Raw genomic sequence first — 18,201 nt, 5'->3', positions numbered from 1 at the left:
CCGGCCTCACAAGGTGAGATTCTCGGACGGCAGGCCGAGGGCCACGCGTCCATAATTGGTTCCGGCCGCATCGAAATTGAATGCGAGGTGCGAATTAATCGCGTGCGCATCGCGAAACTGCCGCTGTAGCACACCGGTCGTGAACAGGCCGCGCGCCCCGCTCGCCGCGAACAGCATAGAGACGGCGTCAGTGCACAGATTGACCGAGAACGCTCCATCGCGCCGGTATCTGGTCTTGGTGACCATATCGGGCGTGTGGTTGCGCCGTGCGTCCTCCATCGCCTCAGTGCAGGCCGAGCGCATGATGAGGCGCGCGGCATCAATCTTGGCGGAAGCTTCCGCGATCTTGATTTGCGTGCTCTGGAAGTCGCTCAACTTGGCGCGGTTGTACGTCGAAATGCGGTGACGCGCGACCTCCGTATAGTCGTCCAGGCACGCCTGCGCGTTGCCGAGCGCGACGCCGGAGAGAACATAGGGAAACAGCGAGAAGACGGGAAGGGCGTACAGCGGATTGGGGTTCACCTTACTGCCGGGCGTCGCGCCGCCTGCGAGATCACCCACCGCGACGGTCATATGATCGGGCACGAAGGCATCCCTGACTTCGACATCCGACGACCCGGTGCCGCGCAGTCCGGCAACATTCCAGGTATCGAGGATCTTGTAGTCAGCCTTTGGCAATAGAAAGATGCGGTATTCGATTCCGTCAGCCTCGTCGTCGGATGCGACGACGCTTGCAAGCATGTTCCATGCGCACGAGCCGACGCCCGACGAGAACGGCCAGCTTCCGCGCAGCTGGTATCCGCCTTCGACCTTTCTGGCACGGCCGGCAGGGAAGATGAACGACGATGCGATCAGCACGTCCGGCTCTCGGCCCCAGACCAAATCCTGCGCACGCTGCTCGAACATACCGAGCATCCAGTGGTGACTTGCCAGATTAGCCAGATTCCAAGCCACAGATGCGTCGGCCCGCCCAAGCAACTCGGCACAATCGATAAGGGCAACATAATCGAGCTCGGCGCCGCCGACACGCTTCGGCTGCAGCATCCGGAATAGACCGGCTTCATGCAAGTCGCTCTCGGTCTCCGGCGGCAGGTGCCGCAGCTCCTCAGTTCGAGCCGCGCGTTCCCGCAATTGCGGCACCAGCGCTCGGGCCTTGGCAATCATCGCTGCATAGGCTCGTTCGCCGGAGTCTGTCGCCACCGACTGACCCATGCTCGGCTCCTGACCAGACACCATTCGCGTCCCTCGCTCTCATGCATTTATGAGGCTGGAACCTTGCCAAATCAAGCTGTTGCTGCACTCAGCCCGATGTCGCGGCCTTACGCAGCCCGAACGCGCCTTTTTCGGCCAATGCCGCAATCCGCTTCTCGTCGTAACCAAGCGTTTCGCGCATCACGCCCTGAGTATGCTCACCCAGCAGCGGTGCCGCCACAGGATCAATTGCAGACGTTAAACTCATGCTGATCGGCGGTTCGATATTCGGCACCCACTGCGCGGTACGATGCGGGATCCGGCTCAAGCGCGCGCGTTCGCGCGCTTCCGGTGCATTGAACCCTTCCTCCACGGTTCGGAGATAGCCGACCGGAATATTGGCCAGCTTCATCTTCGCCATCCAGTTCTCGAGCGTGTCGCTTGCAAACACTTCAGCGATGGCCGCGCGCAGGAGCTCCTTGTTCTGAGACCTTGCTTTACGCGTGGCGAACTGTGGCGCGTTGAGGAGATCCGGGCGGTTGAGCACCTCGACCACCAGCCGTCGATACAGCCGATCATTGGCGCACGCCATGTAGAGCGGACCATCGGATGCCTCGTAGACACCAACAGTGGGAGACCCGGCCGGCGAATTGCCGAACCGGCCCGGATTCTCGCCGTTGATCAGATAGGCCATGCCGTAGAAGCCCGTCATCCCCATGGCGACATCGAACAGCGCAACCTCGACATGCTGCCCGCGGCCGAGACGATCCCGCGCTAACAGTGCCAGCAGGATCGCGTTGCAAGCCGACATCCCGGTCGCCATGTCGACAATCGGCGGGCCGGTACGAACTGCCGGGCCATCCGCGAACCCGTTGAGCGACATGAAGCCGCTTTCGGCTTGCGTGATGGGATCGAATCCCGGGCGTGAGGCAAATGGCCCGGTGCGCCCATAAGCGGAGATCGAGCAATAGACCAGCCGCGGGTTGAGCGGCGCGACGGCCTCGTAATCCAGGCCGAACTTCTTCATGACGCCGCTCGAAAAATTCTCCACGACCACGTCCGCCTTGCGGATCAGATCCAACGCAATCTCCCGCCCCTCTTGAACTGCAAGATCGAGCGCTATACCGCGCTTGTTGCGGTTCAAGCTGAGATAGGCTGCGCTTTCGCCACCGATCTCGGCATGCTCATAGGCGCGCGTGTCGTCGCCGCCATCGGGATTCTCGATCTTGATGACGTACGCACCGAAATCGGCCAGCGTCTGTGTGCAAGCAGGGCCCGCAACCACGCGCGTAAAATCGACGACCAGCAAGCCGTCAAGCGCGGTTGGTCTTCCCTCCGACCGCGACGAACGTTCTGGCAATTGAGGCTTAATGGGCATCTCGAGCTCCCTTACATCGGCTTATGTTCGCCGAATTCGCTGCAAGCGAACTTAAAGCCCGGCCGGACGACTTCGCAAGTGCTTCAACAAGAAGGCCTTAAAAGAGGCCCAGCAACAGTGAAGCTAGTGAATGGACGTTCCGCGTCACGTGACACCCCACTTAGCGAAGCGACGTTCGACCATTGAGCGCATGCGACCAGGCGCAGGTAACCTCGGCTCGCAGTGCCGATGGCCCACCTTGATGAAGTTGTTCGCCGAGACCAGGTTGTCCGTCGTATCGGAGACGATGCCGTGCCATCCGACACGCCGCCCGTGCGCTTCGGCAGCCCGCATCAATCTGAGTTGAAGCCCCCCGCCCCCATGCCGCGGCAAGACTCCGACCCTGGAGAAGTAGCCGAAATTCCGTTCGCGAGTGGATCACGCGTGACGCCTGCGAAGGCGACCGCATCGTCGCCTTGATCGACAAGTTATCACGCTTCGAGGCCGAACTCCGGTGTCGCCGCAGTGTCGAAGCCAGTGTGTCGGCAACGTCATCATCACAGCGTCGATTACCAATTATGTGCATAGCACGACTCATCGAACGGATCGCAGTGCAGCGGTGCCGCCGTCATGAGAATCTCACTTGCTCAGCACGACCTTCACTCCGAGCCAGACGACCTCCATCAGGCCGGTCGCTATCACAATAATCACGGCCTTAAACGCATAGATCTGGGCCCGCTCCACGCTTTTTCGCCACCGTCGGAGGCACTGGAAATCCGCCCTTATCTCCCTCCGGTCGTCATCTTCGAGCCCAAAGGAGGCCAGCACCGACGCCTCCGCCTTCAACACGATCGCATCGACACCGTCCAACCGCTGCCTTTGCTGCTCGGCCGGCGTCTCGGCAATGATCGTCCTGATCTCGGCATCTGGTATCTTCCAGCTCGATGATCCTTGAAACATTCTCAAAACCACATTTGGCTAGATAGAAGGACGACGAGATTGCAGTGATCGCCGCGAACCCGGTCAGAGGACCCGTTGATCCGACAACGATAACCTTGTCCTAAACGGGAAGCTTGCCCAGCCGCGACTAAAGATCGTGCCGGCTACTCGTTTGATGAAACCATTTTCTCAGTGTTTTGCCCGACGGGTCAAGTCATTTTTTGATAAACCGAAAAAACGGCTCCAGCGCATGACGGGGGGCTTGGTGCGCCGGAGCCGCCATTCCAGCCGGCCAATCGGCGGTAGGCCGGCACGACACCAAATCCGGCCTGGAACTGAAGGTTCCTATTCCCTCGCGATCCGGACTTGCGCGGGCCGCGTTACCAACTGCCGCCCTCCACGACCGGCGCGGACCAGCGGGGTCAGCCGACGGCAAACGCGATCCAGGTCGCTCCGCGACCAAGGCGATCATCACGCCTCGTTCAGCCCCGCGCCGCGATTGATCACGGCCGCTTCGCCCTTGGCGGTGAGCTCGTAGGTGTCGCCATCCTTCTGCCGTAGCCGTCGGCAATCAGCCGGAACAGCTCGCCGTGCCGGTCATCGCTGAAGGCGATGGACTGGCCGATGTTGCAGAGCATGGCGATATCAGAATCCGACAGCATGGCTCCTCCGGATCCTACAAATTCCGGGGCTGCAGTCCGTTCCTGCCGGGGATGCAGCCGGCGCCGTTTCGACATCAAAAAAACCCGCGGCGAATTGCTTCGCGCGGGCTGATCAGAATTTTTCGATGGTGCTGTTGTGCCGGTGTTTTGCCCGACGTGTCAATCAACCGATGGAGCCGCCGCCATTCGGTCGCATCGCGCGTGAAGGGCATCCACATTTCATGCCTGCACGCGCACAGGAGGACACAACGAAGTCACACCCGAACCATTCGTTGTACACGCCTTGCGGGCGCGCGTTCGGAACCCGGAGGGAGCGGCGCGCGTTTCATCACCGGAGGATTAATCACCCATGAGTCATGTTGTACTCGTCGTCGACGACGACGCCGGCGTTCTGGATGTCGTGGCAAGCATGCTGCAGGAGCTCGGCTGCGAAGTGGTCGGTGCGCAGAGCGGAGCGCAAGCTCTCGAGCAACTCGTCCAGAACGAGCGCATCTCGATCCTCATCACCGATATCAACATGCCGGGCATGGACGGACACGAGCTGGCCGAGCGCGCCAGGCGCGTGCGACCGAGCCTGAAGGTGCTTCAACTGTCAGGCCGGGAGCCGCGGCGTGGCGGCCTTCCCATGATCCGCAAGCCCTTCTCCCTCGAGGATCTCACCAACACTATGAAGCAGACGACAGGTGTCTGCTGAACGTTTGCCGCCATATAAAAAGCCCGCGGCGGATCCGTCCCGCGCGGGCTGAAGCAACTTTTCGATGATGCTATTTGCCAGTGATTTGCCCGACGAGTCAAACGAACGATCCGGGTGGCTCCGTGCGTTGGTGAATCAGTAGGATCGGCATGACTTCAGGCGGGCGAGACCGGCGACGTCGGCCGGGACCTCGTTCACGGCGATGGCGGCACCATCGACCTTCCCACCAAGCCCGGCGATCTGTCGCAGGACGACTAGGCCGCCGGTGACGGCGCGCATCTCGACGGTATCATTCCTTCGGCGATTGGCCGCCGTTGCCTGCCCGACGCCTCACGAAGGCCGAACGCAAGCGAAACAACGCCCCTCCTCCCAGCTCTATATGTGGTGCGCAAGGGGCTTGCTTCAAGCTCCCCATCCCCGTGTACACCCCCGCGCCTCAAGCTACCTGAGAGGGGTCACCACATGCCTGTCCTGCTGCCGACGTCACGTGCGCGCGCCCGCACCTTGCCAAGGCGCACCGCACATACGCCCGACCATGCCGTCGTGATCGCCGGCGGCGGGCCGACCGGATTGATGCTGGCGGCGGAGCTGGCGCTGGCGAAGTGCGATGTCGCCATCGTCGAGCGCCGCGCCAGCCAGGATCTCACCGGCACGCGGGCCGGCGGCCTGCACGCGCGCAGCATCGAGATCCTCGATCAGCGCGGCATGGCCGATCGCTTCCTGCGCGAAGGGACCATCACCCAGCTCGCGGGCTTTGCCTGGACGCGGCTCGACATCAGCGATCTGCCCACAAGGCACCCTTACGGGCTGGCGCTGCGGCAGAGCCATATCGAACGTATCCTCGCCGGTTGGGTGGAGGAAATAGGCGTCCCCATCTATCGGGGCCGCGAGGTGAGCGATGTCGTGCAGGACGACACCGGCGTCGACATCACACTCGCAGGCGGCGAGAGCTTGCGTGCGGACTATCTGGTCGGCTGCGACGGCGGGCGGAGCCTGGTTCGCAAGGCAGCACGCATCGATTTTGCCGGCACGGATCGGACGCTCAGCAACCTCATGGCCGACGTCGAGATGCGCGAGGCGCCGGCATGGGGACTGCGTCACGACGAAATCGGCTTTCACGGCCTCAGCAAGACGGAGAATGGACGCGTGCTGGTCGTCATGACGGAAGCGAGGCTCGAGCGCAGCGGCGAGGCTTCCTTGCGCGATCTCAGCGAGGCGCTCATCGCTGTCTACGGCACCGATTTTGGCGTCCACAACCCGTCCTGGATCTCGCGTTTCACCGACGCGGCACGGCAGGCCGTCTCCTATCGCAAAGCACGCGTGCTGCTCGCTGGCGACGCCGCGCATATCCATCACTCCGTCGGTGGACAGGGCCTCAACACCGGCCTGCAGGATGCCGTCAATCTCGGCTGGAAACTCGCGCAGGTGGTGAAGGGCATTTCGCCCGAGGGCCTGCTCGACAGCTATCATGTCGAACGCCATCCCGTGGCCGCGCGCGTGCTACGCAACACCAGGGCGCAGATCGCCCTGCTCCGCCGCAACGACGACGGCCGCAAAGCCGCACGCGAGATCGTCTCCGAGCTGCTCGCGATGGACCAGCCGCGCAAACGTTACGGCGCGATGATGAGCGGGCTCGACATCCGCTATGATCTCGGCGGCGGGCATCCCTTGCTCGGCTGCCGCATGCCCGATCTGACGCTGACCGTCGCGGGCCGCCGGATGCAGCTGTTCACGCTCCTGCACGATGCGCGCGGCGTGCTGCTCGATTTCTGCGGCGGACTAGACATCTCGCCATGGGCCGATCGCGTGATACACATCGGTGCCACGTACGATGGCGCGTGGGAGCTTCCTTCCATCGGAGCGATCGCCGCGCCGGGGGCTGTGCTGGTCCGGCCCGACGGGCATGTGGCGTGGGTGGACGATGAGAGCGCAGGCGGCCTTGCGGAAGCTCTGACGATCTGGTTCGGCGCGACGTAACACCGTCGGAAGCTCCAAAGGAGCAAGCCCCCGCGGGCTTGCTCCTTTGTTCAAAAGTGCACTTTCGATTCAGCCGTCACGCAAAATGAGTAAGTGTCTCAAAAGGCGAAATAGCGTGTTCAAAACGCGCGCTGATTTCTTTCCCGACCTATCAAATGATGATGACTCCTTGCGAGACGAGTCGTACGGTTAACCATCACCGCAAGGCCCGTGGCAGATATCGGTGATGAGAACGCCAGTCGCGCTTCCGCCTTCCACGCACAGAGAGCAGCGCCATGTTGAAGCGGCGTCGTTTCAAGCAGACCAAGACACTCCATCAGAGGCTCGCGGAGGAAGCCGCGCATTTGCGCGAACAGGCGCGCGCGCTTGCGCCGGGACGTCGCCGCGAGATTTTGTTGCGCCGTGCGCGGCACGACGAGATGGCAATGCAGATCGACGCCTGGCTGCATTCGCCGGGCTTGAGGGCGCCGTCATGAGCGAGCAGTATCGCGCCTACTTGATCGGCGAAAACGGCATCTTCCGCGCCGCCGAAGCCTTCGAGGCACCCAGCGACTCGTCGGCACTTGCCTTTGCAGAGCGGTTTGCGCGCCGCGGCGACGTCGAGGTCTGGCAGCTCGGCCGGAAGATCGGCGTGTTGAGGGGGCCCTCTCCGCCCGAGGTCCAAAGTAGATCCTTACGCCCGAACTGACCTAAGGCCTTAGCCTTTCGACCTCAAACTTGAACTTAACCTGCATCAGCGGCCCGATGTCGTCGCGGACCTCGCCTCGCGGCGGAACACGCCGGGCTGGTTACGGACCGTAGTTTCTCGAAACGACCTTAAGCCGCAGAGCCGGACGTGCGGTCGCGCATGGCCAGCTCGACCTGGTCCGCAAGCACGGTCAGATGGCCCGCGAGCTTCTCGAACAGCTCGCGCTTTTCCCTGTCGGTCGCAAGATCGCGTATCAGCGCGCATTCGGCAGCATCCCTGCGGAGCTTCTCGAGCTGCGTCTGGAAATCCTTCATGGCATCGCCTCCCTCGACATCACTGCCAGATTTCATCGCGACACGTATCGCATCGGTAGATCAAGACGGACCGGTCGCGGCTGACGTCGAGCACCGACGTGATGTAGCGCGACGGCGTCTTGCATGTCGGACACGACGGGCCAGGCTGTGGGCGGCCGGGCCCGTGGTGCTCTGCTTCACCCTTGTAGGTCACGACTCGAACTCCCGATGGCGGAGTTCCTAAGTAGCAAAGTGCACACTGGTTCCAAAAGCCGACGCGCAAGCTTATGCAACGGATCGATACTAACCTATGTTAGATCGTCGAAGCGTGCATCCGGACCGCGGCCCGACTTTAGTCTACGCCGCGCGCGGCATTTCCGCCGCCCGCTCGACCCGTGCTTCCAACAGAGCGATCGAGGTCCGTAAATTGTCACGGCGCGCCCGCAAGGCCTGCGCCAGCATCGAATAGGTGGGGCTGCGAGGATCGGCATTCCCGGCATTGCGCTCCTCCTCGGCAATGTCGCCATCCAGCATCTGGATCCGCCAGTGCAGGTCGGAGATCAGAGCATGGAGCTGCAGGGACGCGGTCGCTTCGAAACGGGACGTTGACTGCATGGGATCGCCTCAATCTGAAACGGCCCGATTGGCCGGGCCGTGATTAAGACCTCTCGTAGCAAGACAGATGCCAGCTCTTGGAAGAAACCCGGGAGGTTAACCTCCCCTCATTCCTCCGCCAGCTTCCGCTCGATATAGGCGTCCACCGTTTCCGCGAACGAGCGCTGCACGCCAACCGAGGTGACATGAAGCTCAAGCGCGTCCTGCTGGAGCACGCGCAAGCCGCGCCGGCGTGCGCTGACCGGGGCCATGGCGAGGTAATCGTCGATGGCGCCCCTCGCCAGCGGGATGCCTTTGGGATCTCCGCGGGCAATCAGCAAACGCAGAAAGCTCAGGCAATCGGCCAGACCCGGCATGGGTTCGTCTTTACCGCTGCTGCGATTTCGGCTTCGGCTTGCCGGCGGGCTGGGTATGGGTCCCGAACAGCGCCAGCAGCAACGCGATTTCTTCCTTCGAACCGACCTGGATCATGACTTGTCTCCTTCTCGCTCCGTTGGTCGGGGCAATCAGCGACGGAGTTCAGGACGATCTGGTTTCAGGATTGTTTCAGGACGGTTTCGTCGCTGGCAGAGGTCGCGGCGATGTCGAATGTTCAGCTGCCCGGCTGCCAGCCGACGATCGCACCGACGAGGCATAGCAGCGCCCCGCCGGCCGTGCCGACCATCTGCATCCAGTAGCGGATCGGCATGGTGTCGCGGTAAAACTCCTGCCGCGACCATCTCGACCAATCCCACCAGTCGTCGCTGACGAACAGGATCTTGCGCTCGACATAGCCATACCAGGCCTTGCGAACGCAGTAGATGCTGATCCCGAAGGCCGCAAGGCGATAGAGCAGATCGAGGGAGGGGTTCATGCCAGCATCCGGCAAAAAGTAACAGCGACCAAGGCAACATCTTTGCCTGTCTTGGTGTCGCCGGAGGCGATGCAGGTTCAATCGGGCTGTTGTCCCCGATCGACATCAGATGATCCCGCCCGCTCACTGGGACCGCGGGCACTTCGTTGGTGCTGCGGCGGACATGGGTCGGCAGGCAAAAGGGGCCCGCCTCCGGAGTCTAAGGGAAGAACGGTGGGAACGTTGCCGCACCCAACGCTACTAGAGGCACCCGAAGGCGGGGCCGCAAAGGGCTTAAGTTTACCAACGGAGGACGACTGCAATATTTTCGCCGGCCTCCGTGCAAACGATACCAAGCCTGATGGAAGAGCTCAAGATCGAACCGGACCAACAGGATATTTCAGGGCTGCAGCAGGGAAAGCAGCCTTTGACGGTCCTGATCGCGGAGGCGCTGAGCTTCACGCAGCCGTTCCAGCTCCCTTTCGGCGCTCGAAGTATTCTGACCTTCCCGTTTCAAGTCGAGAACCAGCCGCTCCTGCTCTGCAAGCTGACGCTCTCCTGAAACCACGTCGCGCTCGACACGGCTCAACTCATCGTAGATCGAGGTTCTGTCCATCGAAGTGCTCCTCGGTGCTCGATCAACCCGATCCGGATTTCACCGTTCCTTCTCCCGTTGCCAAATTTTCCCGATGCTGGCACGAGGTCGGACGACAATGGGAGAGTCTTTGGAACGCTGCTTCATGGTAATGATTGAGCAATGGAGCGAACTCTTCGGAGGAAGAAGGCGATGCGTTCGTTTTTGGCCTTGAGCGTTCTGATAAGCCTGTGCGCAATCGCGAACGCGGCAAGCGTTCATCATGGGCACCACCGACACGCGATGGTTCGTCCCCATCATCACATGGATCCGTCAGCTCGGGCTTCGGGTTTTGCCTATGCGCCGCGCCAATATCATCGGTCCGCCAACCCCTGTGACAGGCCAGAGCCATATTTCGGCGCTTGCCAGGGTTACGCGCCCGGCGAAAAGCAGCAATTTCTCGAGAGCGTGCTCAACCCCTACTAGTTGAGGCCGCAAGCGGGAGCCCGGTAGGGCCGCGTTCTCCGAGGGCGATTTGGTCTCTCAGGATCAGATCAAACTTTAATCGAATGCATTGATGCGGATTCGGCGAGATGAAATCTCTTCGCGCCAAGCTGGCACATGTCCGTTCTCGCGTGAGGGAGCCATGTACTACGTCGCTGGCCTATTGCTTGGACTGTCGGGACTGTTCTATTCGGCGGGCCACCACGAGCTCGGCTCGTTCGGTGCCGATGTGTGCAGTTACGGCGGCATGTTCTGCGACAGCCCGGGTGTCGTCTTCACGGGCGCGGCGCTCTCCGCGGCCTGGGGCATGTTCGTCAGCATCAAGTAGCGACCCACGAGGTGCCCGTCTGATGCCGGGCCCGAACGTCCGCGGGTCACACCGCGAGCTCCTTGCGAACTGCGGCCGCTGAATTCCCCACCTTGTCGACGGCCTGTTGCAGCTCCTGCCTGGAGACGCCAAGCGCGTGGCTCCAGTACTTGACCTCCCAGGCCTCGTCCATGTTAATCTTGCTGCGATCCGGCTGCTCGCGCTTCGTCAGACGGTCCATTGCGACGTCCTCCTCAGAAAAGAAGAACCCCGCCACGCCCGCCCCGTTCCGAAGCAAAGCCGCGTGAAATCTTGTACAGCACGCGCGATTCGGAAAATCGCACAGACCTCGGTCCGCCGCATGGCGCCGCGAACGACGCGCCAGCCAGACTTGATAAATGTTAAGTCGCGCAGTGGGCCGCCCCTTGCCCTTCTTAACATTTGTTGCGTTTGCCCATTTCGCTAACGCATCGTCCACAATGTTGAGAGGCGGGAGCGGCTTCATTTAACCTTTGTTTTCAACAGCAAGCCGGGGTCTATGCTTTTTGGCCCTCACGCGCTCAGTCGCGTGGGGGGCCGACTGCCGTGACAAGCGAGATGATCTGGGCGCCGCTGTTTCAGCGCCTGAAAACCACGACCGGCGCGGACGACAGGGATTTGGAATCCCTCGCAGCGTTGCCGTTCACGCTCCGCAATTTTCGCGAAAACCAGACCGTGCTGCGCGACGGCGAACAGCCGACCGAATGCTGCCTGATCGCCGACGGCTTCTGCGTCCGCTCCAAGACGGTCGTGGACGGCAGGCGCCAGATCCTCTCTATCCACATTCCCGGCGACCTGCCAAACCTACAAAACCTCCACTTCCCCTCCGTGGACCACGACCTGATCGCGCTGTCCGATTGCACGCTAGCCTTCATCGCCCACAAGGCCCTGAACGACCTCATCGGCGAGCGATCCGGCGTCGGCGACATGTTCTGGCGCGACACGCTGGTGGATGCCGCCGTGTCGCAGGAATGGATCGTCAATGTCGGCCAGCGCTCCACCTACGTCAGGCTTGCACATCTGATCGTCGAGCTGCGCGAACGGCTGCGCCTGATCGGCCGCGTGATCGACAATACCTTCGAAATCCCGCTGACGCAGGAGCAGTTCGGCGAAGCCATGGGCGTGACGAGCGTTCACACCAACCGCATCCTGCGCGAATTGCGGATCGACGGCGTGCTGGAGCTGCAGCGCGGCACGGTGCGGATTCTCAACGAGCACAAGCTGCAGGAGCTCGCCCAGTTCGACGGCCGCTATCTGCAGATGTCGCCGTCGTCCTAGGGCACACTCAAAGCAACCAAACCAAACGCGCGGGGTTCAGGGGACAAACACCTCGGAGGTATCCATGCGCACGCTACGGATCGCGCGGCAGGACTCCTGTGTCTCCCGCATGCGCTCCGGCATGAAGCTCAGTAGCAGCGAACGCCGCCGTGCGCCGGAACGATTGCGGGTCGCACCGTGCGGCAGATCGGCGTCGAACACCAGGATGTCTCCCGCCTCGCCCGACGTGATCAGGGACGCGGCTTCATCCGGCTCGCCCTCGTCGAGGTGACGCGGAACGAGGCGCGTGGCGCCGTTGTCCGGCCCGTAAGCGTCCAGGAAAACCAACGCGGCAACGGCCCTGCTGCCCACTCCGTCACGGTGGAGGGGCTGATGGCCGCCGCCCTGCAGCGGCTCACGGCCCTCGACCTGCGACAGAAAGAACGGACCTGCCAGCATCTGCGCGCCCGCCGCCAGCAGCGGCGGCAGTCGGCAGGTTCGCTGCACGATCGGATCGAGATCGACCAGCGCGTGGCGCCAGCCGGCGCCGCGGGGCACGGCCCATTGGTCGCCGGTCCCGACACCGGCATCGAAAGCGGCACGCAGCGCCTCGCGCCAGGCTTCGGGCACGGCGCCGCGAAGCAGGAGATAACCGTCGCGCGCCAGTGCCGCCGCCTGATCCGGCGCGAGCGGGGGTGACCTTGGTGGGCGCCAGGCGATGGCTCATGACGCCGCGTACAATCTCAACGTGTTTTTCGCAAGAGCGGTGCGCATCGGGCGGGAGTCACGCCGTTGTCTTCAAGCGGAGCTAGCAGAAGCTAGCGTACAGGTCCGCTGACGAGGGCGGTTGCGATGGTCCGAATCCGACCGGCGTGGCATGATCGGCGCGATGCGTCGCGCATCGTTGGCCCGCCATGGAACTTTCCGCCTATGCCCGCGCTTAGCCCTTGAATTCGCAATTTCCGGAAGGTCAGCCTTGTCGAACCGATCCAGACTTCAAGCCTCCGCGCGCGGCAGCGCCGTCGCTCCGACCAAGGAGGAGCCGACGCTCCTGAAGCGACTCGGGCCAGGCTTGATCACGGGAGCGGCCGACGACGATCCATCGGGCATCGCCACCTATTCCCAGGCCGGCGCGCAGTTCGGCTACGGGCTGCTCTGGACGGTATTCCTGACCACGCCGTTCATGATCGCCATTCAGCTGGTCAGCGCGCAGATCGGCCGGGTCACCGGCAAGGGGCTGGCAGCTAATGTCAAGGAGCTCGCTCCGCGCTGGATCGTGATGGCACTTGTGGGGCTGCTCGTTGCCGCGAACACCTTCAACATCGCCGCCGACATCGCCGCGATGGCGGAGGCGCTCTCGCTGGTCATCGGCGGGCTCAATCACGAACATGCACTGATCTTCGCAGCCGGCTCGACCTTGCTCCAGGTCTTCCTGCCCTATCGCCGCTACGCGCCAGTGCTGAAATTCCTGACATTGACGCTGTTTGCCTATGTCGCGACCGCCTTCACGGTGGAGATTCCGTGGAGCACCGCGCTGCTTGCCGCGGTGTGGCCGAAGGCGAATGTCAGCGCCGATTATTTCATGATGGTGGTCGCGGTGCTCGGCACCACCATCAGCCCCTATCTCTTTTTCTGGCAGGCCTCCCAGGAGGTCGAGGAAATGAACCTTGGCAAGCGCGACCGACCGCTCCGCGAGGAGACGCGACGCGGCGGCGATCCCGAACTCACGCGCATCAGGGTCGATACGACGCTCGGCATGCTGCTGTCGAACGGCATCGCCTTCTTCATCATTCTGACCACCGCCTCGGTGCTGAACGCCAACGGCGTCACCAACATCAACTCGGCGACGCAAGCGGCCGAAGCGCTGCGGCCGCTCGCCGGTGACTTCACCTTCGCGCTGTTCGCGCTTGGCATCATCGGGACGGGCCTGTTGGCAATCCCGGTGCTGGCCGGTTCGGCGGCTTATGGCGTGGCGGAAATCTTCGGCTGGCGCGCGACGCTGGAGGCAAGGCCGGAGAAGGCAGTCGGCTTCTACACCATCATCGCGGCCGCAACCATCATCGGCTTTGGGCTCGGCTTTACCGGGATCGACTCGATCCACATGCTGGTGTGGAGCGCCGTGCTCAACGGCATCGTCGCGGTCCCCATCATGGCAATGATGATGCTGATCGTCTCAAGCAGGGCCATCATGGGCCGCTTCGCGGCGAGACGCTGGCTGGTTGCGCTGGGCTGGCTCGGCACCGCGCTGATGGCGCTGGCCGTCCTCGCTCTGCTCGGCTCGTCCGCGATCGGCTGATCAGACCGGCGACAGCGCCGCCGAGATCTGCGAGGGGATGATGAAGGCCGCAATCACGGCCGGCACGCTGATGAACCGCAAGAACTGGTCGACTGAAAGCATCGTTGTCTCCCCAAAGACAATGCACCCTCGCTCGTGCGCGCTACTCCACCCCTTGCGCGACGTGCTGATCGGCTGTGAGCAACCGATCGGAAACGGCGGCCCCACTCATCGTGAGGAGCGCCAAAACCGAAATCATGGCTAGAAACTGCATGCGTCCTTGATCGGGTCCGATTGTGGCCAAAAAAGTCTGGGCTTGGCGCTTTTTCGGGATGATCCCAAGAAACATGATGCTCCCCCGGATTCTACGGGCTTTCTGCCGGCACGGCCAAACTCGATACCTGGCCAAGCGTCTGCAGACTTCACGGCACTCGGTCGTTAGCTTAACAATTGTAGCTGGGCCGGAGCTTGCGACCCGGTCCACAAAAACCAATAACCCGCGGCCAGGCAAAGGGAGCGACATGGCAAAATCATCAAAAACAACAAGTCTCGAGATCCTTGCCTGCGATGCCGGCTGGAGAAACTATCACTTCGTCAAGGTGACGACGGAAGACGGCGTCGTCGGCTGGAGCGAGTTCGACGAGGGCTTTGGCTCACCCGGCGTCGGTGCTGCGATCCAGCGCCTGTCGGCGCGCGTGATCGGCCAGAACGTCTTCCAGCATGAGCGCATCCATGCCGAGTTGTTCGCCGCCACCCGACCTGCCGCCGGCGGCGTCGTGGCGCAGGCGCTCGGCGCGATCGAGAACGCGCTGCTCGATGCCAAGGCAAAATGCCTGGGCGTGCCCTGCTACGAGCTTCTCGGCGGAAAAATCCGCGACCGCGTCAGGGTCTATTGGTCCCATTGCGCGACATGGCGGATCAATCACCCCTCCTGGTACAAGCCGCCGATCGAAAATCTCGACGGCGTCAAGGCAATGGGGCGTGAGGTGCGCGAGAAGAAATTCACCGCGCTGAAGACCAACATCTTCTCCTATGATGACGGCAAACCCACGGGTTGGCGGCCTGGCTTCGGCTCGCCGTTTGCGCCCGAGATCAATGTCGACCGCAAGATCCTGCGCGACCTGCACATGCATCTCGAGGCAATCCGCGACGGCGCGGGCCCTGATGTCGACATCTTGCTCGACTGCAATTTCAACGCCAAGACCGAAGGCTATTTGAAGATCCTGCGCGAGATCGCCGGCCTCGACATGTTCTGGATCGAGATCGACAGCTTCAATCCAGAGGCCCTCGGCTATATCCGCCGCCAGAGCCCGCATCCGATCTCATCTTGCGAGACCCTGCTCGGCTTGCGCGAATTCCTGCCCTATTTCCGCGAGCAGGCAATGGATGTCGCCATCATCGACACGCCATGGAACGGTGTGTGGCAGTCGATGAAGATCGCCTCAGCCGCCGAAGCCTTCGAGGTCAACGTCGCGCCGCATAATTTCTACGGCCACCTCTGCTCGATGATGAACGCGCATTTCTGCGCTGCGGTGCCGAACCTGCGCATCATGGAGATCGACATCGATCGCCTCGCCTGGGATCGCGACCTGTTCACGCATGAACCGGACATCCAGAACGGGCACCTGATCATTCCCGACAGGCCCGGCTGGGGCACCGAGCCGAACGAGGAGGCGCTTCGCGCGCATCCGCCAAAGACCACAGGCGGGCTCCTCAGCTACGGCCGCAAGAGCTGACGTTTATGGCTGCACCGGATTGATGGTCGGGGACGTCTTGGGCCCCGGCCGTTCCGGTTCGACCGGCGATTTCGGTTCGGTCGGAAGCACCTTGGCGCCTGCCGCGCGGGCGGCTTCGCCTGTGGTCGCATACATCGCGACATGAGCCGGCTGGGTCTTGGCGCGGCTCCACGGCCCGTGGTCGACGATCAGCATCGCAGCAATCGTCACAGTGGCGACGACCATCGCGATCACGCCGGGATGCCGAAGCGCTATTGAGATCGAGTTTGCGAAGCGACCTGTTGCCATCGAATAATCCGCACCTTTTCCTCTCGTGGACCAACGCAAAGCTGGCCCGACGAGTTCCGCTTCCGAATAGGCAAGTTCCGAGCCAATGCGAGGGGAACTAACGGCACCTCTGCTCAACGCTTGACGTCGGGCCGCGCGTCGCCGACGAATTTGTCGCGGTTCGGCATTTTGATCGCTGCGAGCGACTTGGCATCGAGCGTGGCATCGTCTCGCACCAATCCGTTCAGGTTCAGGATGTAGGCCGACACTGCGTACACGTCTTCATTGCTGAGCGATTGCGGCGCGTTCTGCGGCATCGCGCGGCGAATGTAGTCAAACAGCGTCGGCGCATAAGGCCAGTAACTCCCGACCGTGCGGATCGGCTTCGGTGTCCCGATCGTGCCTTGTCCGCCGACGAGTCGATCGCCAATAGCGCCCTCGCCCTTCTCGCCATGGCACGACGCGCATTGTTGAGCGAATACATCGCGTCCCTGGCTGACCGAGCCGCTTCCTGCCGGCAGATTGCTGCCGTCGGGTCCGACATCGATATTCCAGCCCGCAATCTCCGCCGCCGTGGCCTGCCGCCCGATGCCATAGGTACTTTGCGCCTGCGCGCTCCTCGCTGAGGCGCAGAGCAAGACTATGAGAGCAACGCCGCAGATCTCACGCCAGCGCATTGGTCACCTCCCCATCGGCGCTGATGTGCCAGGGCCAGATAGCATTGTTGTGGTAGAAGTAATTCTCGCCACGCACTGCGAGCAGTTCGGCGAGCGTCGGCTGCACATAGCCGGTCTCGTCAATCGCACGGCTCTGGATCACCGCAGGCTTGCCATCCCAATGCCAGGGCAAGCGGAAGCGCGTGAGCGCGCGCGTCAACACCGGCTCCTGCAATCGCGCATCCTGCCAGCTCTTGCCGTCATCGACCGACACCTCGACCCGCTTGATCTTTCCGTGGCCGCTCCAGGCGATGCCGGTGATTTCGTGGAAGCCGGGTGCGTTGAGGCGCTGACCACCGGAGGGACGGGTGATGATCGACTTCGCCTCCATGTAGAAAGAGAACTCGCGTGCCGTGCCATCAGGCAAAAGATCGGTGTATTTCGAAGTCTCTTCGCGCGAGTACGCGGGCTCCGCCGTCACGTGCAGACGCCGCAACCATTTCACATTCATATTGCCTTCGAAGCCCGGCAACAGCAGCCGCAACGGATAACCCTGCTGCGGGCGCAGCCGCTCGCCGTTCTGGCTATAGGCGAGCATGGCATCCTCAAGGCATTTCTCGATGGGAATGCTGCGGGTCAGCGCGGCCGCGTCGGCGCCTTCGGCAATGATCCATTTGGCCTCCGGCTTCAGCCCGGCCTCCTGAAGCACCAGCTTCAGGCTCACGCCCGTCCATTCCCCACAGCTTAACAGACCCACCAGGTCCGATGCCGTCTTGCCGTAAGGCTTGGTGTATCCGGGATTTCCGGAGCACTCGAGAAAGTGGATGCGCGATTCCGAAGGAAAACGCCGCAGATCGTCCATCGTGAAGATCAGAGGGCGCTCGACGAGGCCGTGAAGCATCAAGCGGTGCTGCGCCGGATCGATGGTCGGCACACACCGCCGTGGTGACGCTCGTAGAACAGCCCGTTCGGCGTGATGGTGCCGTCAAGTTCCTGCAACGGCGTACGGCCGGACGCGGAGATGTACTGTTTGAGGTTCTTCGAGATGTTCTTGACGACGCCCTTCTCGAACGGCGACGGCGCACCATAGGGCTGGCTTCCCATGGGATCGCCGGGGGCCTTCATCCAATCGGGGACGTTGGGCGGAAGGTTTTCCGTCTCCGCTGCAGCCGACGCACCGGTTCCCAGGACAACGCCTGCCACGACACCGCTACTTTGCAGGAAGCGGCGGCGTGTGGTCCTATTGGGTTTGTCGCTTGTGTCGATCTTGTTGCTCATGGCGGACCCTCGGCTGAAGCTGAGCCCGCATAAGACCTTCCGCGAAGCGCATTTGCAATT

Annotated in this window: 23 protein-coding genes and 1 pseudogene; 9 read left to right on the top strand and 15 right to left on the bottom strand. The window is 62.4% G+C overall.

The genetic code is table 11. The annotated features are described in order from the left end of the window. Positions 1–6: 6 nt before the first annotated feature. The 5 genes from XI06_RS32255 to XI06_RS32235 form a co-directional block, all read right to left on the bottom strand. Positions 7–1,236 carry an acyl-CoA dehydrogenase family protein gene (locus XI06_RS32255; RefSeq protein WP_271607226.1) on the bottom strand — a complete coding sequence of 410 codons (1,230 nt, stop codon included), beginning with the start codon at positions 1,234–1,236 and terminating at the stop codon, positions 7–9. Positions 1,237–1,300: 64 nt separating this feature from the next. After that, entirely contained in the window at positions 1,301–2,569 is a 1,269-nt protein-coding gene (locus XI06_RS32250; RefSeq protein ID WP_237866851.1) for a CaiB/BaiF CoA transferase family protein, read from the bottom strand. 618 nt (positions 2,570–3,187) lie between these two features. Beyond that, positions 3,188–3,508 carry a hypothetical protein gene (locus tag XI06_RS32245; RefSeq protein ID WP_237866853.1) on the bottom strand — a complete coding sequence of 107 codons (321 nt, stop codon included), beginning with the start codon at positions 3,506–3,508 and terminating at the stop codon, positions 3,188–3,190. Between the two features lie 482 nt (positions 3,509–3,990). Continuing rightward, on the bottom strand, positions 3,991–4,149 hold the full coding sequence (locus tag XI06_RS32240; protein ID WP_237866855.1) for a hypothetical protein: 159 nt from the start codon (positions 4,147–4,149) through the stop codon (positions 3,991–3,993). Between the two features lie 74 nt (positions 4,150–4,223). Next, positions 4,224–4,361, bottom strand: a complete 138-nt coding sequence (locus XI06_RS32235; protein WP_237866857.1) for a clathrin light chain — start codon at positions 4,359–4,361, stop codon at positions 4,224–4,226. Between the two features lie 137 nt (positions 4,362–4,498). Here XI06_RS32235 and XI06_RS32230 point away from each other — a divergent pair, with 137 nt between their 5' ends. Then, the gene (locus tag XI06_RS32230; protein WP_237872925.1) at positions 4,499–4,843 is read left to right on the top strand and encodes a response regulator; all 345 of its coding nucleotides are present in this window, start codon (positions 4,499–4,501) and stop codon (positions 4,841–4,843) included. A gap of 135 nt (positions 4,844–4,978) precedes the next feature. On the opposite strand, the gene XI06_RS32225 is transcribed toward XI06_RS32230, so the two are convergent. After that, positions 4,979–5,122 carry a hypothetical protein gene (locus XI06_RS32225; RefSeq protein WP_237866861.1) on the bottom strand — a complete coding sequence of 48 codons (144 nt, stop codon included), beginning with the start codon at positions 5,120–5,122 and terminating at the stop codon, positions 4,979–4,981. A 183-nt stretch (positions 5,123–5,305) separates the two neighbouring features. Here XI06_RS32225 and XI06_RS32220 point away from each other — a divergent pair, with 183 nt between their 5' ends. The 3 genes from XI06_RS32220 to XI06_RS32210 all read left to right on the top strand — a co-directional run bounded on the left by XI06_RS32220 (position 5,306) and on the right by XI06_RS32210 (position 7,508). Further along, positions 5,306–6,820 carry an FAD-dependent monooxygenase gene (locus XI06_RS32220; protein WP_271607225.1) on the top strand — a complete coding sequence of 505 codons (1,515 nt, stop codon included), beginning with the start codon at positions 5,306–5,308 and terminating at the stop codon, positions 6,818–6,820. 275 nt (positions 6,821–7,095) lie between these two features. Then, on the top strand, positions 7,096–7,296 hold the full coding sequence (locus tag XI06_RS32215) for a hypothetical protein (RefSeq protein WP_237866863.1): 201 nt from the start codon (positions 7,096–7,098) through the stop codon (positions 7,294–7,296). Then, entirely contained in the window at positions 7,293–7,508 is a 216-nt protein-coding gene (locus XI06_RS32210) for a hypothetical protein (protein ID WP_237866865.1), read from the top strand. Before XI06_RS32215 ends, XI06_RS32210 begins: the two co-directional genes overlap by 4 nt. A gap of 128 nt (positions 7,509–7,636) precedes the next feature. On the opposite strand, the gene XI06_RS32205 is transcribed toward XI06_RS32210, so the two are convergent. From XI06_RS32205 to XI06_RS32190, 4 genes are all read right to left on the bottom strand, one after another. Continuing rightward, positions 7,637–7,822: a hypothetical protein gene (locus tag XI06_RS32205; protein WP_237866867.1), complete on the bottom strand. Its 186-nt coding sequence runs from the start codon at positions 7,820–7,822 to the stop codon at positions 7,637–7,639. Positions 7,823–8,158: 336 nt separating this feature from the next. Further along, on the bottom strand, positions 8,159–8,416 hold the full coding sequence (locus tag XI06_RS32200) for a hypothetical protein (RefSeq protein ID WP_271607224.1): 258 nt from the start codon (positions 8,414–8,416) through the stop codon (positions 8,159–8,161). Positions 8,417–8,523: 107 nt separating this feature from the next. Next, positions 8,524–8,772: a hypothetical protein gene (locus XI06_RS32195; protein ID WP_237866870.1), complete on the bottom strand. Its 249-nt coding sequence runs from the start codon at positions 8,770–8,772 to the stop codon at positions 8,524–8,526. Between the two features lie 236 nt (positions 8,773–9,008). Further along, complete coding sequence (locus XI06_RS32190; RefSeq protein ID WP_237872928.1) at positions 9,009–9,269, bottom strand: hypothetical protein; 261 nt, start codon at positions 9,267–9,269, stop codon at positions 9,009–9,011. Between the two features lie 340 nt (positions 9,270–9,609). Between XI06_RS32190 and XI06_RS32185 the strand changes: the two genes are divergently transcribed. Continuing rightward, complete coding sequence (locus XI06_RS32185) at positions 9,610–9,810, top strand: hypothetical protein (protein WP_237864666.1); 201 nt, start codon at positions 9,610–9,612, stop codon at positions 9,808–9,810. 658 nt (positions 9,811–10,468) lie between these two features. Next, a complete protein-coding gene (locus XI06_RS32180; protein WP_237872930.1) occupies positions 10,469–10,654 on the top strand; it encodes a hypothetical protein in 186 nt (61 codons plus the stop codon). A 46-nt stretch (positions 10,655–10,700) separates the two neighbouring features. Here XI06_RS32180 and XI06_RS32175 read toward each other — a convergent pair whose 3' ends face one another. Beyond that, on the bottom strand, positions 10,701–10,874 hold the full coding sequence (locus XI06_RS32175) for a DUF3606 domain-containing protein (RefSeq protein ID WP_237864669.1): 174 nt from the start codon (positions 10,872–10,874) through the stop codon (positions 10,701–10,703). 344 nt (positions 10,875–11,218) lie between these two features. Here XI06_RS32175 and XI06_RS32170 point away from each other — a divergent pair, with 344 nt between their 5' ends. Next, the gene (locus tag XI06_RS32170) at positions 11,219–11,950 is read left to right on the top strand and encodes a Crp/Fnr family transcriptional regulator (protein WP_271607223.1); all 732 of its coding nucleotides are present in this window, start codon (positions 11,219–11,221) and stop codon (positions 11,948–11,950) included. 36 nt (positions 11,951–11,986) lie between these two features. Here XI06_RS32170 and XI06_RS32165 read toward each other — a convergent pair whose 3' ends face one another. Continuing rightward, a complete protein-coding gene (locus tag XI06_RS32165; protein ID WP_333909380.1) occupies positions 11,987–12,595 on the bottom strand; it encodes a phytanoyl-CoA dioxygenase family protein in 609 nt (202 codons plus the stop codon). 310 nt (positions 12,596–12,905) lie between these two features. On the opposite strand from XI06_RS32165, the gene XI06_RS32160 reads away from it, so the two are divergent. Together XI06_RS32160 and XI06_RS32155 are read left to right on the top strand one after the other, a co-directional pair. After that, the gene (locus XI06_RS32160; RefSeq protein WP_442869482.1) at positions 12,906–14,225 is read left to right on the top strand and encodes an NRAMP family divalent metal transporter; all 1,320 of its coding nucleotides are present in this window, start codon (positions 12,906–12,908) and stop codon (positions 14,223–14,225) included. A gap of 500 nt (positions 14,226–14,725) precedes the next feature. Continuing rightward, entirely contained in the window at positions 14,726–15,940 is a 1,215-nt protein-coding gene (locus XI06_RS32155; protein ID WP_271607221.1) for a mandelate racemase/muconate lactonizing enzyme family protein, read from the top strand. Between the two features lie 3 nt (positions 15,941–15,943). Here the strand turns inward: XI06_RS32155 and XI06_RS32150 are convergent, their stop codons facing one another. From XI06_RS32150 to soxC, 3 genes and pseudogenes are all read right to left on the bottom strand, one after another. Next, a complete protein-coding gene (locus XI06_RS32150) occupies positions 15,944–16,228 on the bottom strand; it encodes a hypothetical protein (protein ID WP_271607220.1) in 285 nt (94 codons plus the stop codon). A gap of 113 nt (positions 16,229–16,341) precedes the next feature. Further along, on the bottom strand, positions 16,342–16,884 hold the full coding sequence (locus XI06_RS32145) for a c-type cytochrome (RefSeq protein ID WP_271607219.1): 543 nt from the start codon (positions 16,882–16,884) through the stop codon (positions 16,342–16,344). After that, positions 16,871–18,141, bottom strand: a pseudogene (gene soxC, locus XI06_RS32140) (sulfite dehydrogenase). The gene XI06_RS32145 and the pseudogene soxC overlap by 14 nt, the downstream one beginning before the upstream one ends. Positions 18,142–18,201 lie beyond the last annotated feature (60 nt).

This window comes from Bradyrhizobium sp. CCBAU 11434 (assembly GCF_028128895.1).
In the GTDB taxonomy this organism is placed as follows: Bacteria; Pseudomonadota; Alphaproteobacteria; order Rhizobiales; family Xanthobacteraceae; genus Bradyrhizobium; species Bradyrhizobium zhengyangense.
This window is presented reverse-complemented; position numbering and strand designations above follow the sequence as displayed.

Coding starts and splice junctions, on each gene's coding strand:
- XI06_RS32255 (WP_271607226.1), bottom strand. CDS start 1,236: ATGGTGTCTGGTCAGGAGCCGAGCATGGGTCAGTCGGTGGCGACAGAC.
- XI06_RS32250 (WP_237866851.1), bottom strand. CDS start 2,569: ATGCCCATTAAGCCTCAATTGCCAGAACGTTCGTCGCGGTCGGAGGGA.
- XI06_RS32245 (WP_237866853.1), bottom strand. CDS start 3,508: ATGTTTCAAGGATCATCGAGCTGGAAGATACCAGATGCCGAGATCAGG.
- XI06_RS32240 (WP_237866855.1), bottom strand. CDS start 4,149: ATGCTGTCGGATTCTGATATCGCCATGCTCTGCAACATCGGCCAGTCC.
- XI06_RS32235 (WP_237866857.1), bottom strand. CDS start 4,361: ATGCCCTTCACGCGCGATGCGACCGAATGGCGGCGGCTCCATCGGTTG.
- XI06_RS32230 (WP_237872925.1), top strand. CDS start 4,499: ATGAGTCATGTTGTACTCGTCGTCGACGACGACGCCGGCGTTCTGGAT.
- XI06_RS32225 (WP_237866861.1), bottom strand. CDS start 5,122: ATGCGCGCCGTCACCGGCGGCCTAGTCGTCCTGCGACAGATCGCCGGG.
- XI06_RS32220 (WP_271607225.1), top strand. CDS start 5,306: ATGCCTGTCCTGCTGCCGACGTCACGTGCGCGCGCCCGCACCTTGCCA.
- XI06_RS32215 (WP_237866863.1), top strand. CDS start 7,096: ATGTTGAAGCGGCGTCGTTTCAAGCAGACCAAGACACTCCATCAGAGG.
- XI06_RS32210 (WP_237866865.1), top strand. CDS start 7,293: ATGAGCGAGCAGTATCGCGCCTACTTGATCGGCGAAAACGGCATCTTC.
- XI06_RS32205 (WP_237866867.1), bottom strand. CDS start 7,822: ATGAAGGATTTCCAGACGCAGCTCGAGAAGCTCCGCAGGGATGCTGCC.
- XI06_RS32200 (WP_271607224.1), bottom strand. CDS start 8,416: ATGCAGTCAACGTCCCGTTTCGAAGCGACCGCGTCCCTGCAGCTCCAT.
- XI06_RS32195 (WP_237866870.1), bottom strand. CDS start 8,772: ATGCCGGGTCTGGCCGATTGCCTGAGCTTTCTGCGTTTGCTGATTGCC.
- XI06_RS32190 (WP_237872928.1), bottom strand. CDS start 9,269: ATGAACCCCTCCCTCGATCTGCTCTATCGCCTTGCGGCCTTCGGGATC.
- XI06_RS32185 (WP_237864666.1), top strand. CDS start 9,610: ATGGAAGAGCTCAAGATCGAACCGGACCAACAGGATATTTCAGGGCTG.
- XI06_RS32180 (WP_237872930.1), top strand. CDS start 10,469: ATGTACTACGTCGCTGGCCTATTGCTTGGACTGTCGGGACTGTTCTAT.
- XI06_RS32175 (WP_237864669.1), bottom strand. CDS start 10,874: ATGGACCGTCTGACGAAGCGCGAGCAGCCGGATCGCAGCAAGATTAAC.
- XI06_RS32155 (WP_271607221.1), top strand. CDS start 14,726: ATGGCAAAATCATCAAAAACAACAAGTCTCGAGATCCTTGCCTGCGAT.
- XI06_RS32150 (WP_271607220.1), bottom strand. CDS start 16,228: ATGGCAACAGGTCGCTTCGCAAACTCGATCTCAATAGCGCTTCGGCAT.
- XI06_RS32145 (WP_271607219.1), bottom strand. CDS start 16,884: ATGCGCTGGCGTGAGATCTGCGGCGTTGCTCTCATAGTCTTGCTCTGC.